The sequence below is a fragment of the Streptomyces sp. 5-10 genome (assembly GCF_014712245.1).
Taxonomy (GTDB): Bacteria; Actinomycetota; Actinomycetes; order Streptomycetales; family Streptomycetaceae; genus Streptomyces; species Streptomyces violaceusniger.
Genome location: NZ_JACVYG010000007.1, coordinates 244,690 through 260,130 on the forward strand (window position 1 = coordinate 244,690; position 15,441 = coordinate 260,130).

The following is a 15,441-nucleotide window of genomic DNA, read 5'->3' on the forward strand; positions in this document are numbered from 1 at the left end:
GATGCCCGTCAGAATGGCTTCCTCAAGTTCGCCAGAAGGTGTAGGAATTCGCATAGGAACCTCGATAGAATCGGGACCATGTTTTCGGAGCCCTTCTATCTTACGTCAATGGACCCCGGCGGGATCACTGGACTGGTCACGCTGCGAATCGACAAGAAAGACTTCACTGTCGAACGTCAGCTCGGTGATCCCTACGACCCTCTGCATGGAAAAACTCCTGCCCGCACCCTCAAGTCATGGGCCGAGAACTTCCGTGACCTCCCCCAGGCCCTCCTGTATGAAGACTTCCGCCTGCATTCTCAAGGCTTCGTACCTGACCCCACCGCCCTGAATGTCATCGGCGGGGTCGAAACCTGGCTCGCGGGGACCGTGGATGTCTCCTCCCTCGCCCCACGCAAGGCTGTCCGGGCCAAGTCATCTCATAGCAGGCTTGCCGACCTCGGCGGGGCTCCCGGCTGCCCCTACGAGAAGGTCATCTCCAGGGAGCCGGTGCAGCGGTCGCGGAAGTACATGGTGACCAATGCCATCTTGGAACGTCTCGGGCTACTCGCGTACGGGCCCATGACGACGGACATCAATGACGCCTTCCGGCACGCGGTTGCCTGGCTGACCGAGCAGGGATACCGCCCTGTATGCGAACAAGCCTGGCCCCGGCAGCGGCTAGCCTCGCCCGCATGACACATTCGCCAACTGGCCTGAAGCCGCCCTGTGGAGTGGTCGCATATCCGGCACCCGAGGGCGGCTGGCGCACGGTTGTCCAGTGGGACTACGACTTCCGGTACGAGGAGATCCGCCACTTCGTCGTCAGCCGCAAACGCTGCGGCCAAGATGAGTGGGAACTGGTGGCCGAAAACGTCGACAACGATGAGCGAATGTACGTCGACACCCTTCCCGACGAAGGGGAGTACGCCTACTGTGTAGCAGCCGTTCCACGCGACGGCGGTGACCCGCTGAAAGCCTTCTCAGAGGTCATTCAAGAAGGCTTCAACGGGGACGCGCCGGTCTTCGCCTACACCTCGGCAAGCCCGGATACCGTCAAGCCCTCCGGGATCCACAAGCCCATTCGGTCCCTGGCCGAGGCGGTGTACGTCGCCTGGGACATTCAGCCCCAGGCGTCGGCCTACCTCCTGGAAGCGGTGGACGAAACCGGGGACGCCTACATGGAAGTGACCGTCACCAACCCGGACACCCCCGTGGGCCTCCTTGTCGGCTCGCACCCGAGCAGGTTCTTCACTGCACGGGTCAGCGTCCTGCGATCGCGTCCCGACGGAACGCTGTATCCGGCGGCCAGCGCCGAGCAACGCATCGAACTCGATGATGCACCCCGACCCCATCTCGGTGTCGTCGAGTTCCGGTACGACCCCGATGCCGGACTCTCCTACGGGGCAGTGCTGGCACTGACCGGCCTGGAAGGGGGGCTGCCTTTCTTGTGCGTAAACGGAGCTGAACAGGTCAGCGCCTGGACGCTGCTGGGCCACATTGGCAGTGCTGCGATGGTCGACTACGTAACCCAGGGCCGCTCCGGGGTGTCGGCGGCCCTGGCCACGCCACCGGCCTCGAACATCAGGTCTGGCCGGTAACCCGGGCCAGCCAGCGCTCCTTCTTCAGTTCGCGGTCGGCGAAGCGGTCGTTCAGCACCAGGTTCCCGGAGATGCCGTACGGCTCCTCGTAGTTGAGCGTGATCTGCTGGACCCGCAGTTTCGACAGGCTCGCCGTCCAGGGATCGTCTTCACCCAGCTGGAGCGGCTTGTACCCCGGGGCCTTGATGTAGTCGCCGGGCCTGAACTGGATGACCGGAAGCTTGGATCCTTCCCGGATATGTACCTCTTTGGTCAGCTGCGCCCGCTGGCCCTGAGGCTTGCCGTTGCCCCGCCGGGCCAGCAGGGAGGCGTTGCCGATCGAGTCGAGGGCCCGGGTGCTGGACCATCCGCCAGCGGTGACGTACTCCTCCCATGCCCCCCATGGGCCGGGGTTGTCGCCGCTGCCGACATTGCGGTACTTGGGGCCGTCGCCCTGTACGAGGATCCTGCGGGCGAGGTCTTCCCGGGTGATTTCGGCAGGTTCTTTGACGATGTCGAAGTAGGGGCGCAGGACGACAGCCTTGCCGGGGTCGCCGTCGCCGTTGGTCATGTCGCGGGCGAGGAATGTGTTCGGTTTGTAGACGTACAGGGTTCTGTTGTGCATCCGCCAGTCGCACATGCCTTTGCTGGTGAAGTCCTCCAGGATGGAGTACACGTCCTGACCGGCATCAAAGCTCAGGGTGTAGGTGTCACCCCACGCTTTTCCGGCAGAATCCTGCTTGTAGTTGAAGCTGCGGTGGATGTACCGAAGGTTGTCGCGCTTCTTCGCCTCGTCAATGAAGGCCGCCAGGATGCCGCCGACGGTGGACTTGGTGAACTTCCTGCTCCGCTTGTCCTTGGTGAACTTGTCGGTGCGGACGTTTCGGGACTTCTTCAGCATCCAGGCATAGCCCGGCATGGTGTAGGACCACTCGTCTTCGTGGTTCTCCGTGCCTGTCATCAGGGTTCCCGACTGACGCAGGTTCAAGAACCGGCAGCCAGGAAACTCTTCGTACGCCCCGTACGGATAGATGGTTCCATCCGGCTTCCTCGCCTGGGGATTGAATAGTTCCAGGGAGATCTCAACCGGGTAATTGAGAAGTTTGGCAAGCTTCGCGTTGTCGTGGTATGAGATTTCGAGTGACGGAAGGTCATTGAAGGGGATGGCGACCTGCCAGGTACTCGGCTGAAGAATGAAACCTCTCAGACTTCCGCCGGGCATGCGGACACGGAAACGCCCCTTGAGATAGTCGCCCGCCACTCAGAACCTCGCAGCCCTTGTCATGATGGCCATCTCCCTATCCACTGGTTTCCCCTTGCTGTCCGTCATCGACACGAATACCCCCGAGGTGTGGTGAATGCCAGCCTTCACGTCCTTGTCGGGGTCCGCGTCCTTCCATTCCACCTTGCAGGTCAGATTCAGTGGTCCGTTGCGGATGTACCGGTAGTCCTGCCAGGCAGCTTCGCCCTTGATGCGCTTGATGAACGAGTCGAAAGACTCATTCGGGCCCGGCCAGTCGCGCTTCTTTGAAATGTATGCGCGCATCGTGTTGGTGTCCGCATACACCCATTCGCCGTCATTGAGGTTGATGCCTGGCGGGTCCGACCAGGCGACACCTGTGTTGGACTGCTCGTCCACCAGGGACCAGGCCACCAAACCCTTGCCTCCCTGAACCCGGATGATGATGTTGACCACCGGGGCCGTGGACACCTTCGCCACCACGCACTTCTGATGGCCGCCATGCTTGGCGTAGTACTGGTAGTAGACCTTGTGTGAGCGCCACATACCGGCAGGGACATCAAAGACCACCGTTGTGGTGAGGCTCTTGTTTCCGTTCTCGAATTCCGGCGCCGACATCGACTCCAGCCGGGCATGCGCGTACTCACCCATGCTTTTGTTCCGGTCATGCGGGTCGTACTCCGGATCTTCGCTCAGATAGATACCCCGGTACCGCTCCAGCCGGACCGGCACGAACTTTCCCACACCGCACAGTCCGACGAAGTCATCCCAGCGCCTCCGCAGCATGCTGGCGGTGGATGCACGGATCTGCACCTGAAAGGTGACCTTCATCGTGTCGACCGGGTCGTGCCATACCGGCATCTGTCCATGCCAGCTGGGAATCTGCAAGTTGAACAGCCGAGGCGACACGGCGGGCGCGTACTCGGTGTCTGTCAGGAGCTTGAATCCGAGCTTCGGCTGATCGAGATTGAAGTCATTGATGAAATACCGGATACAGCCCTGCTCGCCAGTTTCCTGCTCCGGCGCATCCGGTTTCTGTGACACCGAGCGGACCGCACTCAGGAAGTCACGGAAGACCTGGGTTTTGGCGGCGTTCTCATCGCAGGCGTTGCCGGTGGACGACATCCGGTCCCGCAGGGAGCGTGTCAGCTCCAGCTGGATACCACCGGGCTGCTGATTTTTGTTGGCGATGTTCTTCGGGGACTGGTTGTCTTCTTTCTCGGCACCTTTGGGGGTGGTACTTCCCCACTCGATACCGCCGGTAGTGACATTGAACCCCTTTTTCTTCAGGGCCTCCGCCACCTCGTCCCGGTACTGGATATCCATGCCGCCGACGAAGACCTGGCCGCCCTCGGGTTCCTTGTCCCGGTCGGAGATGCCGTGATAGCTGAAAGTGAAGTACACCGCCTTCTGCATCTCTACCGCATCCGGATGCGCGAAGATGGTCGAGGGAATCCGCAGCCGCTCGTTGAACTTGTCGTGGGTTGCCACCAGGGCGAAGAAGTTCTGATTCTTCGGCGCGGCTGCCTCTTCAGCCAGATCCGACGTCATGCACTCCGCGCCACCGCCATGGATTGCGATGTGCGCGACATTGGAATCCGGATTGAGAGTCTTGTCGATCCGGTAGTCCCGTCCTTCTTTTTCGTTTGCCTCGAAGGAGGCCCAGGACTGGTGCCGGTCGGTGGCGATGGCCATGCCGCTGACCGCATCCACGAACTTGTCGAAAACGTCGGTCGTTCCCTGAGACAAGTCGCTGGCGCTGCCGGACTTCGCCATGCTGTCGCGCATGGTGCGGTTCAGCTCAATCTGCACACCGGCTTTCTGCCGGTTTTTGTTGACGATGTTGTCCTTGGATGCGTGGTCGTCCGGGCTTCCCTCGGTTCCGCCGGACTCGGCGTTGATCCTGCGGGGCTGGCGCATCACCTCAGCGCGCAGGCCCCGTTCCTTCAGCGCCTTGATGACCCAGTCACGATGCTTGGTCTGAAGCCCGCCGACCCGGATGACACCCCCCTTGGGGTCATCCTTCTGATCTCCGACGCCGTGGTAGCTGATCGAAAAGTCCACCTCGGACTGAATTTTCAGGCACTTCGGTTCATCGAACTTGGTGGACGGGATTCGCATCCGATCGTTGTGTTTTTTCTTGATCCCCGTCAGCGAGTAGATACTTTGCTCTCCGGCTTTGGCTACTGCCTGTGCCAGCTCGGTGGTGACCAGCTCCATTCCGCCGCCATGGATGGCGAGGTGCGAGTATGCGGATCCGCGCCGGGCAATCTCGATCTCGTAGTCCTCCCCCTCCTTTTCGACCCGCGTCAGTGACTTCCAGGAGCTGTAGACGTCCAGCGTGCCGGTCACCTCGGCGACAGCTTTCACGAACTTCGTGAACAGCTCCGTGGTGCCCTGCGACAAGTCCGACGCCTTCCCGGACTTGGACATCTTGTCCCGCAAGACCCGGGTCAGTTCGACATGGATGCCTTTCTTCTGCTTCGTCTTGTTGCAGATGTTCTTCGGGTTGCGGGCATCCTTGGTTCCGTTACCTCCCTCCGTGGTCTTGTCCGTGACCTTGAAGCCTGCCTTTTTCAGGGCATCGGACAGCCTCTTGACGTAGGTGTCATTGAGGCCGTTGATCCGCACCTCTTCCGTGTCGCCGGATACTCCGTGATAGCTGATCGATGTCAGCACGGAAGACTGGAGCTTCACGCATTGGGGTTCATCAAACTTAATAGCTGGGATGCGAAGCCGGTCGTTGTAGTCACTCTTCGCGGCAACGAAGGCGTAGTACTTCTGCTCGCGCTCATCAGCGCACGCCTTCGCGAGTTCTGCGGTCAGCAGCTCGGCCTTCCCGCCATGAATCGCGATGTGAGACCAGTTGGAAGGCCGGTCTTTGGCCTCGATCCGGTAGTCCGTGCCTTCTTTCTCGTTTGCCGCCAGGGACTTCCAGGACTGGTAGACATCAGCCGGGCCGGTCACCCCCATCAGCATGGAGATGATGTCGGTCCACAACTTCGTGTAGCCCTGGGAGGTGTCGTTCGCATTGCCGGACTTCACAAGCTTGTTGCGCAGCGCCCGGGACAGCTCGATGCGGACGCCCTTTTTCTCGGACGTCTTGTTGGTCAGCGCCTTGTCGCTACCCGAGCCGCCTTCCTTCGAGGCGACCTTGGCGAAGATGTCGAGCTTCTTGAATCCGTCAATGATTTTGTCGCGATGACCCTCCGACAACCCGGAAACATAGGCGAACTCGTCTGGATCATCACCTACGGGATCGCCGACCGCATGGTAGGTGATGCCCCACATGGTCTTGGTGACGATGTCCAATGCCCAGGGGGCGTCGTAGTTCGTCTCGTTGATCCGCAGCCGTTCCGAGTCCCGCTTGTCCAGGACGTTCAGGGCGGCGAAGCTCTGGCCACGCTCGGCGGATGCAGCCTTGGCCATCTCCAGCGTCAGCAGTTCGAGGCGCCCGCCATGTGGGGCGATGTGCACCCAATTGGATCGCTCCTTCTTGGCCTCGACCTCGTAGGTTTCGCCTTCGGTCTCGTTCTTTTCGAGATCCGCCCAGGACTTGTACGCCACAAATCCTCCAGATGAGTCGGACAATCAGCCTAACCTTGCCTCGGGCTAACGGTGTTCACGGAATCGGTGCGGCCTTACCTCGTAGCACTGGAGAGTGGTACGGTGGCGCATGCCTAGGCAAGAGCGAGAGAAGGAGACTCGATGAGTGAGATCGCAAATCGCGAAACGGCGTCTGGTCAGCAGGACCTGGCTCAACTGGCAGAAGCCTGGCCAGACGGGCAGGCAATGTCACCCATGGTGATTTTCGACCCGCATCGCATCAACTACTGCGCCGAATTTCGTGTAGCGCTGCTCGACCATACAGCGGATCCTCTTTCTGCCCACCTGGCCGCCGCGAAGCGTCACCTGGTCGAAGCAGCCAAGGAGGGCGCCAGGAAGAAGGCCAGGGGAGACAGCATCGAGCATGCCATCAGGAACGTGGACGAGCTGCTTGAGGCTGCACGACGCAACATAATGTGGAAGATCTGAACGAGGCGAAGCCGAGGCTGTGCGCTCACTGGACTCTTCCGGTGAGCGCATCCCGGTCCGTCACTTACTGCGCCCTGCTACGAACGCCCGTGCGCTGGCCAGCACCTTGCCCGCTTCATCGTCAGGCGCTCCCGTACCGTCGCGGCGCTTTCCTGCGATCTCCACGGCCCTGAGCAATGACTGCACATCATGCGCGATGGCTCGCGCGGGGGACTCCTCGCCCAGGTCATACTCCATCTGCTCCAGCCAGAAGGCGACAATCCCCGCCTCGTCCCGGGGAAGGGACTCACCGACCTGAAGCAGCGCCTGGGCCTGAGCGGTCCACTCCTCCCCCTCTTCCTCCACGACGAATCCGCTGCGCCTGCGTTTGCGTTCGCTCTCCGCCAGCTCCTTCTCAACCCGGGCGACCGCCTCGGGGGTCCGGCGCACCGGACCCACTTCGGGGAGTGCAGACAGCTCCGCAGCCCGAAGGCGGCGTATTTTCTGGTAGGCGCCACTCGGGCCGCTGACGCGAAGCGGGCCCGCCAGCTCGATCCAGGTCGCACCGGCATCCAGAGCCCGGTGCGCGGCGCGGATTTTGTGGAGATCCTGCTGTTGAGTGACGTACTCCCAGAGATGCACGCACAGCAGGGCTGCCTCACGGGCGAGCCGGGGGTCGCGCAGAGCTGAAGCCCGGCGCTCGCAGTACAGCAGGACTCCCCACAGTTCGTTATCGGGGGGCATGCGCTCCACGTCAGGGTCTTCGGCCTGTTCGTGGAGTATCCGGAGACGGCTTGTCAGGGATTGCGGATCCAGCGCAAGGGGCGGAGCGGGGGGCCTGCGAAGTGGCGCTTCGGCCTTCCGTTCCTTGGGGCGGCGCTGGCGGCGGGAGGGCATGCGCGCCATTGTGCCCGAATCTCAGGGGCCGTCCACCAGATCAAAAATAGTGTGTCAAGCCCCTGTCCTGGGCGTCAGGAGGAGCGGAAGCTGGCCAGGCGGAAAATCAACAACAAAGCCGCTATCGGCTGACCAGCCTCGATTCTAGCCTAGGCAAGTAAGCCTGACACCTACGGTCCGGTCACACTCCGAGGACCCCGGCTGTCCGGTGCGAGAAGCTGACGGCCGGGGTCACTACGGAGGTGCCGTCCGCCCGGCCACGGGGGGAGGCGCAGGCGGACGGCCGTTTCAGTGCCGTAAGTGGCGGCTGGGGGCATCTTGTCCACGATGGCGAGGGCACTGACATGGCGGCCATGCCTGCCCCAGCCCGCAAGCATTGACATCCTCTCCGACGAGAACGTCAACTGTCGCGCTCTGCGCGGTCACCGCTCCGTCAGAAGCCACCGTGTAGACACGCATCGTCATCCGGGGCTCTTCGTTCCGGCCCCGGGTGAGGCGGGTAAGGTCACGCATGTCGTCAACCTCCACATCGTTGATGGCCAGTACCCCCGGGCCGTTCGGAGCGGCTGCGGGGGTACCTCATGTGCGGCACGGGTTCTTCGGCGCCAACGGCCCGTACCAGGCCGGTTTTTCGTCTAGGCAACTGCGCTACAGCCCGGAGCGGTACCGTTACGGGAGCGGCGGTTTTCAAAAGCTTCAAAAGCTTTGGACGAGGGGGCGCGGCGACATGGGGCAGGAGCTCAACCTGAACCTGAGGCAACTGTTCGAGCAGACAGGATGGACCCTCGGGCACTTCGCCCGGGAGGTCAACCGGGTTGGCACCGAAGGGGGGAGACCCCGGGCGTACAGTGCGCAGACGGTTCACCAGTGGCTCAGGGGCCACTTCCCGAAGACTGAGGCCCGCCCGTTGATCCTGGAAGCTCTCTCCCGGAAGCTGGGCCGCTCAGTCACTCATGCCGAGGCGGGGTTCCCGGCACCGGAATCCACTTCGGCGAAGCCGAATACCGTTGAAGGATTGATCGATCTGGGTATGCAGGATATGGATCCCTCGCGTCGCAGCGTAATAAGCGCCAGCCTCTTTTCCGTCGCGCTCACGGTGCCCGGATGGCCGGACGTGGTCGGCAGAATGGAATCCGTTCAAGCCGGTGAAACTCGACGCGTCGGAACGCCCGAGGTGGAAATGGTCACAGCCATGACAGAGAGGCTGTCCGCACTGGATGACGAATTCGGCGGTCGGCATGCCAGGCCGATGGCTGCCGCCTTTCTGGTGAATGCCGTTGCGCCGTATTTACGGGCTCCGGCATCAGATGCTGTGCGCAGGAAAATGATGGGTGCTGCTTCTTTTCTCTGCTATTTAACAGGATGGATGGCAGTAGACGAAGGGCTTCACGGGTTGGCTCAGCGTTATTACGTGAAGGGCCTGGAGCTAGCCGGAGCAAGCGACAACCATTCCACCTATTGCCACATCCTGCGTGGCATGTCAGTGCAAGCCACAGACCTGGGCAACGGGTCCCCCGCAGTGCGTCTGGCAGATGCCGCCGCTGCCGCAGCACCGAACGCCACACCCCGCATGCGCGCCTTTCTGGCGGGACAGCAGGCGCATGCCCATGCGGTACGAGGAGATAAGAGGGCGGCTTATCACTTTCTCCGGGAGACCGACTCTGCGATAGAGAAGGCGGAAAGTACGGCGCGTACTTTCGGTGGATACTCACCAGCCACTTTGGCTTACCATGAAGCCCAGGTTAGAAATGCCCTTGGCGACACAAAAGGGAGCATAGATTCCCTTCGACACCATTTCCGTCTTCGTGTCAGCGGCAATGAAAGCAGGCGGAGTGGAATGCGGTTCACTTCCATGCTGGCCGAAAGGCAATTGAAAGCTGGTCACCTGGAGGCGGCGTGCGCCAACTGGAGCAAGGTTCTTGATGAATACCCCACGATAAAATCAGGCCAGGTGGATCAGCACATGGTGACCATGCTCCACTCCCTGCATCCCCACCTCAAGAACCGAACGGCGCGAGAGCTGCACGAACGTGCGCGGTTCGTAATTCCCAATTCACTGGCCATCTGACCGCTTTCGACGGCAGAGCAGAAGTCGGCTGAGGCCGGACCGGCGTCAGCTCCGGGCGGGTCTGCGTCACGTCACCTTTTGTCCTCGGTAACCAGTAGTCGCTGGACAATATCGACGACTCTCTGCACTTGGAACCCCGTAGCCATCAAGACCTGCTCCGCTGCCGCCAAGGCGTTGACGTCGGGCGCACCGTTGAGGGTTCGGCAGGTGACGAAGACAGAAGAATCCGGGTCTTCACTGTCGACAGTGAAGGTGCCCCTCAGCCCCCCGCGCCCGGGAAGTTCTTTCCAGACGAGGCCCGCGTCGATCAAGGTTTGCACGACCCGGGAGCCCAGAGTGCCGGGTCGGACAGCAAGGGCTCCGCGTACCTTCCAGCCCAGCGGGGTGAGTCGGCGGTCGTCAGCGCTGATCAAGCCGTGGCGGTGCAAGAGAACGGCCGTTCGGGCGGCGCAGGTAACGTAGCCGCCAATGGCGTCACGCAAAGCATTTTGGGTGGGGGGCTGGCTTACCTTCCTCTCGATCTGCTCATACTCGCCGACAGTGAGCTGGGTCTGACGCGGTACAACCACAGAGTCCTCTTGCTGTCGAGGCAGATGGTCAGCGGATGATCGTTTCGAGCGGAACGGACCATCCCCGGTGGCCGCCACGTGGGCCGGTGACCTCACCCACGTGCACCAACTCGATCCTGGCGACCGGTGCCTCCTCGGTCTCGCCGCCCTCCCACACCGAACGAGCCATATGCGGCACAGTGGTGAGGAGCCGGACCGCATCGAAGATGTTGTCGGCGGTGAGATAGTCGGGCCCATCGGTGCCGGGCGTGAGGCGTAGCGCCGCGCCGCCAGCACTGTAGGCGTGCACTTCGTAGTGGCGGCTCTCGCTGGAGGGCACGGCTCTCCTTCGGTGAATCGTTCCCGGTCGCGATCATCGAGACCATCGCGCACCAGGCTCAAACGATATGGATGGGCTTCAGGTGGCCATGTTTATCCCGGGCCATCAGCACCTTGCTCTTGGTCTCGTCTCCGTGTCGCCGGACAGGTTGGTCACCGTCGCACCTCGCTCTCGCCGTCGAGCGGTTCCAGAAGATCGAACGCCTCGTCCATCCGGCCATCGAGCCAGGCCAGGGCGTAGTCACCAAGCTTGTCCCTGTTGAGCCAACCGCGCTGCTCGGCGATGAAACCGGGGTAGTCCCAGGCGCCTTCGCCGTGCATCGCCGAGGTGCCGTTTTTGTCGACCCGATCAAGACGCGAGGGTGGAAAACCGTACTCGATGGCCTCACTGCGGGCCCACGCCCCGGCAGGCTTCTCGCAGACCCGGGACCAGCCGATGTAGAGGTCCCGGTCAGGTGCGGCTTTGAGGAGGAGGCAGCGCAGGCGAGGGTCCTGCATGGCCTTCTGCTCGGCAAGTTCATCGGCGCTCTGTCCAGTGATGTCGCTCACGACTCTCCTGTGTGTGGTGTCGACGGCCATAGTCATGGCGTCAGTCACGAACGTGCTCGGATTGCTTCGGCTGCGCCGTCGGTTCCGTCCTCATAGAACCGATTGAAGAGGCCACCTGTCAGTCCCCTGTAGACCGCACTGCCCTGGCTGGAGCCGCCTGGCATGACCTGGTTCATCTCGTTGGGCGCCTGCCTTCCGAGGAGCAGCGCCAGATACGCGGCCTCATCGTGAGAGAGGTCGACGAGGACACGCTCCGGCATCTCCTCGTCGTCGAGGTCAATTCGTCTTACCTTCATGCCTCATCCCTTCGACGGCCAGGTTCAGTCCAGTGCGTGGCTTGATCGGCGCGGCGACAGGCTATCGGGGCACTTCGAAATTCGTCCGCACGACGGGGAGGCTGCCTTCTGCTGCCGCCTTGACCCCTACGAGGAGCCTGCGGGGATTGAACGTCGAAGGTGCCCAGACGCGGAAGCCGTCTGTTCCTCGACTGATCCGCACCTCCACCGTGCCGGACTTCGACTCACTGATGCTCTTCTCTGGGTTGAGCCAGACACGCCCTTCCGGGTCGAGGAACATCGCCCACGGGACGGTGTACGCGGTCCTCCCGACGGGGAGATCCGCAATCCGCTGGTTGTTCCCCTCCTGTTCCATCTCCTTCAGGTAGGCGGTCTTCTCCCATAGATCCAACCCGGCCTCGATGAGCAGGCGCAGCGCCTCGGCTTCCGGCATGGTCTTGTTGCCTTTGGGGTTCCGCTCACGGTAGGCCGCCACGCGGGCCAGGGTCTGCTCGCTGAGGTTGACCTTGCGCTTCGGGCCGATTGCCGGGCGACCGCCGACAGCGGGCCTCGCCTCCCCGGGCTTGCCGAAGTACTTCTCAACGGCATCGTGGTGCCCCTCCGTCAGGAGCCACTGCCTGGCCTCTTCGCCGGAGATGTACCAGCACTTGGTCGGGCGGTTCGGCCCGTCCTTGCTGTGCTGCACCCCGACCCACTCGTGCCGCACCCACTGACCGTCCTCGGTGCGGTGCAGCTCCTTGACTTCCCGCGTCTCTGCCGTGCTGGGCCTCGTTGCTGAGCGTGTGTCCCAGCACGGTGTCTGCGGGCTGGCCGCGCTCACAAACGTCTCGGCGGAGGCGTTGTCGAAGCGCCCGACCCACTGAGCGCCACAGATCTCGTCGTACTCGTAGACGTCGATGCGCCCCACAGTGGAGCCCTCCCATCGGTTTAAGGTACCTAAAACTTTGCCCGAAGTTTTGGGGCCCGTCAACCTCTGCCTCCGGCTTCTTTCACACTCTGTGAAAGATTGACATGTTCATGTGTGAGGGAATCGAACAAGCATGTTACTTTCCCTAACTGTCCTTAGGGAAAGCTATACTGAGGGCCTGTCGGCAAGGAGAAGGAGAGCGTCGTGGACGCAGAGCAGTGGAACGCCAACCACCCGGTCGGCACCCCGGTGATGGCCTACCCCGGCGCCCGTCCGGAGGGGCACCCCAGCGAAAGGCGGCTCCAGACCTGCACCCGCTCCAGGGCGTGGACGCTCGGCCACGGTGAGCCCATCGTGAAGGTCGACGGTCACGCGGGTGGCATCGCCCTCACCCATGTCGACGTGATCTCCGCGATGAACGACGACGTGTACGAGACGCGCCTACTGACCAAGGAGACCCTGCCTGCGCTCGACGACTGGCTCGACAGGGCCGGGGTGTTCGCCAAGCCATGCATGCGGTATCTGGGCGGTGACCTCATCACGGTCGGGCTGCGCTTCAACGAGGGGGCAGGCCGCATCATCGCTTACTTTGGCGACACCATCGTCCGCCACACCGATGGAACCCACACCGTCCGCCGGGTGGTCGAGCCGAGCGAGGCGCCATGACCACTCCCGACGCGGACGGCTGGCACTATGGCCCGGACGGGGAGTCCCTGCCTGGCTTCATCGAAGGAACCGCCTTCCAGCCCCCGGAGGTGCTTGACCACCTCGACGCATGGGGCACCCCTCACCCCGGCGACCTGCGGGACTGCCAGGAATGCCGGGTCGCGTCAAGTCTCACCAGTTCCGGCGGGGGTGCCGCATGACCGCCGTATCGAGTGCTATGCGGCGCGCTCAGAACGAAGCACGTGACACGGCCCCTCCGGGACATCCTCGCGGCGCTGGTAGTGCGAGTGCCTGGGGACACAGAAACCACAGACCGGGATCTCGTCACATACTTCCGCTCCGTCTTCCAGCCATCCGACTTCGCGGTACACGATGCTGTGCAGCGCAATCCGCTCGCCTTCGTTGTTCCGTGTCATCGTCGCCACCACCTGAACGAGGAGTTCTCTTGAGCATCCCGGATTACGTCGTTGTACGCCCGGCGTCCGACCTACCGCCAGGATTCCTGCCACCGGACCTTGACGGCGTGTGGCTCGACCGGCAGGAGTTCGATGGGTGCGACCTGGCGTTCGGTCATGGAGGTGCCATCGCCGTTGCTACGGGCCGCTTCGAGGTCCGCGAGTCCGATGGCGCCGTCGCCGAGGTCTTCGAGGTGCGCCCGTGAGCGAGCCGCTTGAACCAGAGCGTAATCCCGACCTGAAGTCCATCGCCGAGAACATGCGCAAGGTCGGCCAAGCCTTTGAGCGCGTTGGCGAATCGGCGAAAGCTGCGGTAAGTGCACAGAACGGGCTTGTCATCGCTGGTCATCCAGATTTGAATGCGTTGAATCTGGAACTGAACAACCTCTACGGCAACAGCTTTGAATAGGGCGCCCCTGCGTGTGGGTTCATATGGGCGAAAAATGCGACAGTTCCCGCGCCGAGACCAAGGTGCACTCCTGACAGATCCGGCCGATAAGCCCGAGCACCCCGTGCTCTACCTGACAAAGACATGGCTTTTCACATGGGAACAGCACCGGCCCGGCGGATGCCGTTGCATCTGCCGTCTCTACCACGACGGCCAAGGGGCGTGTACGACAGCCGCCGAGCCGGGTCATCTGCTCCGTGTGGTCACACCCGGAGCTTCGGGGCAAGGTTACGAGGCCGACATCACTGACGCTCTTCCGGTATGCACCCACTGTTATGCCGCCCTTGCTCCGCTCAGTGAACCGCCGACCGGCCCCACCCCGGGTGGCGCCGGATGAGCGAGCTGCCTGCCATCCCGATTGGTGACGATGTCGTCGATGTCGAGCTGCTTGACGACGATGAATCGAATCTCCCTGCCACACCCTTCGACATCAACCGGCAGCTCACACCCGAAGCCGCCGAGTCCATGGCCAACTCGGGCCGGGTCAACACTCGGCGGACTTACACCGAGCGGTGGACGGCGTTCGCCAACTGGTGCCTGAAGAACGATGGCCGGACCCCGGGGCCGCCCACCACCGAGGAGAATCTGATCTCTTATGTGGATTATCTCTGCCGGAAGTGGGTTGATCCCGGCACGGTCCGCCTGACCGTGGCCGCCATCCGGTGGATGAATGCCCGCGCCGGTCACAAGGACACCCCCAGCCAGGAGGCGGCCCTCCAGCGGTACGCGGATCACCGGCATCAGTGGAACGAGGCTGGGTACGAGCAAAAATCTTCGCCCCCACTGGCCCTCGTCCGGCTGCGCGCGATGGTGGCCTGTTGCCCGGAGGACACCCTCGCCGGTCTGCGCAACACTGTCCTGCTCATGCTCGGCTACTACATGCGGGCCCGCCGGTCCGAGCTGGCCAAGCTGCGGATCAATGACATCAAATTCGTTACACCAAAGCTTATCGTCGCCCGGAAGCGGGTGAGCAAGAACGATAAAGAGGGCGGTAAAGAATACGAAATTGATGACCCACGGTGTGTACGGGCTGTCCGAAAGTGGATTGACGCTCTCGTGGAACTTGGCGAAGGCGGATGGAATATGCCGCTTCTGCGTAACGTGAACAAGTGGGATCAGGTCAGGCCGATCGGAAAGAAAGGAGGCTATGGCCTTACCCCTGTCGCCATCAACTTGATCGTCAAGCGCCTCGCCCGCCAGGCCAAACTTGATGTAGCTGATGATGTGACAGCTCACGGGCTCCGGGCCGGTGTGCCAACTGACCTGGGGGCTAAGGGATATTCGGCAGCGGACATCAAGGCAATCACTGGTGACTGGAAGAGCACAGAACAGGTGGATAAGTACCGGAAGATCGGCCGCAGGATGGCGGGAGTACGATCCGATGAAGGACGCCACTCTGAAGCATTGAGCATGCTCAGGTTCGATAACGACGAACCGGGCGAAGAAAGGGAATAG

The 15,441-nt window shown here is 62.3% G+C and carries 18 protein-coding genes; 10 read left to right on the top strand and 8 right to left on the bottom strand.

Features of this window, described 5'->3' with window-relative positions; genetic code table 11:
• The first annotated feature begins 78 nt into the window (after positions 1-78).
• Positions 79-678, top strand: a complete 600-nt coding sequence (locus tag IEJ02_RS12365; protein WP_191064867.1) for a hypothetical protein — start codon at positions 79-81, stop codon at positions 676-678.
• On the top strand, positions 675-1,580 hold the full coding sequence (locus IEJ02_RS12370) for a hypothetical protein (RefSeq protein ID WP_191064868.1): 906 nt from the start codon (positions 675-677) through the stop codon (positions 1,578-1,580). The genes IEJ02_RS12365 and IEJ02_RS12370 overlap by 4 nt, the downstream gene beginning before the upstream one ends.
• Here the strand turns inward: IEJ02_RS12370 and IEJ02_RS12375 are convergent.
• Positions 1,564-2,820 carry a hypothetical protein gene (locus IEJ02_RS12375; protein ID WP_191064869.1) on the bottom strand — a complete coding sequence of 419 codons (1,257 nt, stop codon included), beginning with the start codon at positions 2,818-2,820 and terminating at the stop codon, positions 1,564-1,566. The two genes, IEJ02_RS12370 and IEJ02_RS12375, sit on opposite strands and share 17 nt — an antisense overlap.
• Positions 2,821-6,366, bottom strand: a complete 3,546-nt coding sequence (locus IEJ02_RS12380; protein ID WP_191064870.1) for a poly-gamma-glutamate hydrolase family protein — start codon at positions 6,364-6,366, stop codon at positions 2,821-2,823.
• Positions 6,367-6,507: 141 nt separating this feature from the next.
• On the opposite strand from IEJ02_RS12380, the gene IEJ02_RS12385 reads away from it, so the two are divergent.
• A complete protein-coding gene (locus IEJ02_RS12385) occupies positions 6,508-6,834 on the top strand; it encodes a hypothetical protein (protein WP_191064871.1) in 327 nt (108 codons plus the stop codon).
• Between the two features lie 60 nt (positions 6,835-6,894).
• Here IEJ02_RS12385 and IEJ02_RS12390 read toward each other — a convergent pair whose 3' ends face one another.
• A complete protein-coding gene (locus IEJ02_RS12390) occupies positions 6,895-7,566 on the bottom strand; it encodes a hypothetical protein (protein ID WP_191064872.1) in 672 nt (223 codons plus the stop codon).
• A gap of 871 nt (positions 7,567-8,437) precedes the next feature.
• Here IEJ02_RS12390 and IEJ02_RS12395 point away from each other — a divergent pair.
• Positions 8,438-9,778 (top strand): NsdA family TPR-like regulatory protein, encoded by a 1,341-nt coding sequence (locus tag IEJ02_RS12395; protein WP_191064873.1) that lies wholly within the window; start codon positions 8,438-8,440, stop codon positions 9,776-9,778.
• 71 nt (positions 9,779-9,849) lie between these two features.
• Here the strand turns inward: IEJ02_RS12395 and IEJ02_RS12400 are convergent, their stop codons facing one another.
• The 5 genes from IEJ02_RS12400 to IEJ02_RS12420 form a co-directional block, all read right to left on the bottom strand.
• Positions 9,850-10,347, bottom strand: a complete 498-nt coding sequence (locus IEJ02_RS12400) for a hypothetical protein (RefSeq protein ID WP_191064874.1) — start codon at positions 10,345-10,347, stop codon at positions 9,850-9,852.
• 28 nt (positions 10,348-10,375) lie between these two features.
• Positions 10,376-10,666 (bottom strand): hypothetical protein, encoded by a 291-nt coding sequence (locus IEJ02_RS12405; protein ID WP_191064875.1) that lies wholly within the window; start codon positions 10,664-10,666, stop codon positions 10,376-10,378.
• Between the two features lie 152 nt (positions 10,667-10,818).
• On the bottom strand, positions 10,819-11,214 hold the full coding sequence (locus IEJ02_RS12410) for a hypothetical protein (protein ID WP_191064876.1): 396 nt from the start codon (positions 11,212-11,214) through the stop codon (positions 10,819-10,821).
• A 44-nt stretch (positions 11,215-11,258) separates the two neighbouring features.
• The gene (locus IEJ02_RS12415) at positions 11,259-11,510 is read right to left on the bottom strand and encodes a hypothetical protein (RefSeq protein ID WP_191064877.1); all 252 of its coding nucleotides are present in this window, start codon (positions 11,508-11,510) and stop codon (positions 11,259-11,261) included.
• Between the two features lie 61 nt (positions 11,511-11,571).
• Entirely contained in the window at positions 11,572-12,417 is an 846-nt protein-coding gene (locus tag IEJ02_RS12420) for a hypothetical protein (RefSeq protein ID WP_191064878.1), read from the bottom strand.
• A gap of 204 nt (positions 12,418-12,621) precedes the next feature.
• On the opposite strand from IEJ02_RS12420, the gene IEJ02_RS12425 reads away from it, so the two are divergent.
• From IEJ02_RS12425 to IEJ02_RS12445, 6 genes are all read left to right on the top strand, one after another.
• Positions 12,622-13,083 (top strand): hypothetical protein, encoded by a 462-nt coding sequence (locus tag IEJ02_RS12425; protein ID WP_191064879.1) that lies wholly within the window; start codon positions 12,622-12,624, stop codon positions 13,081-13,083.
• Positions 13,080-13,283 (top strand): hypothetical protein, encoded by a 204-nt coding sequence (locus IEJ02_RS12430; protein ID WP_191064880.1) that lies wholly within the window; start codon positions 13,080-13,082, stop codon positions 13,281-13,283. Before IEJ02_RS12425 ends, IEJ02_RS12430 begins: the two co-directional genes overlap by 4 nt.
• Positions 13,284-13,528: 245 nt before the next feature.
• The gene (locus IEJ02_RS12435; protein WP_191064881.1) at positions 13,529-13,744 is read left to right on the top strand and encodes a hypothetical protein; all 216 of its coding nucleotides are present in this window, start codon (positions 13,529-13,531) and stop codon (positions 13,742-13,744) included.
• The gene (locus tag IEJ02_RS12440; RefSeq protein ID WP_191064882.1) at positions 13,741-13,947 is read left to right on the top strand and encodes a hypothetical protein; all 207 of its coding nucleotides are present in this window, start codon (positions 13,741-13,743) and stop codon (positions 13,945-13,947) included. The genes IEJ02_RS12435 and IEJ02_RS12440 overlap by 4 nt, the downstream gene beginning before the upstream one ends.
• Positions 13,948-13,981: 34 nt before the next feature.
• Positions 13,982-14,323 (top strand): DUF6372 family protein, encoded by a 342-nt coding sequence (locus IEJ02_RS50750; RefSeq protein WP_223863703.1) that lies wholly within the window; start codon positions 13,982-13,984, stop codon positions 14,321-14,323.
• Positions 14,320-15,441 (top strand): tyrosine-type recombinase/integrase, encoded by a 1,122-nt coding sequence (locus IEJ02_RS12445; protein WP_191064883.1) that lies wholly within the window; start codon positions 14,320-14,322, stop codon positions 15,439-15,441. Before IEJ02_RS50750 ends, IEJ02_RS12445 begins: the two co-directional genes overlap by 4 nt.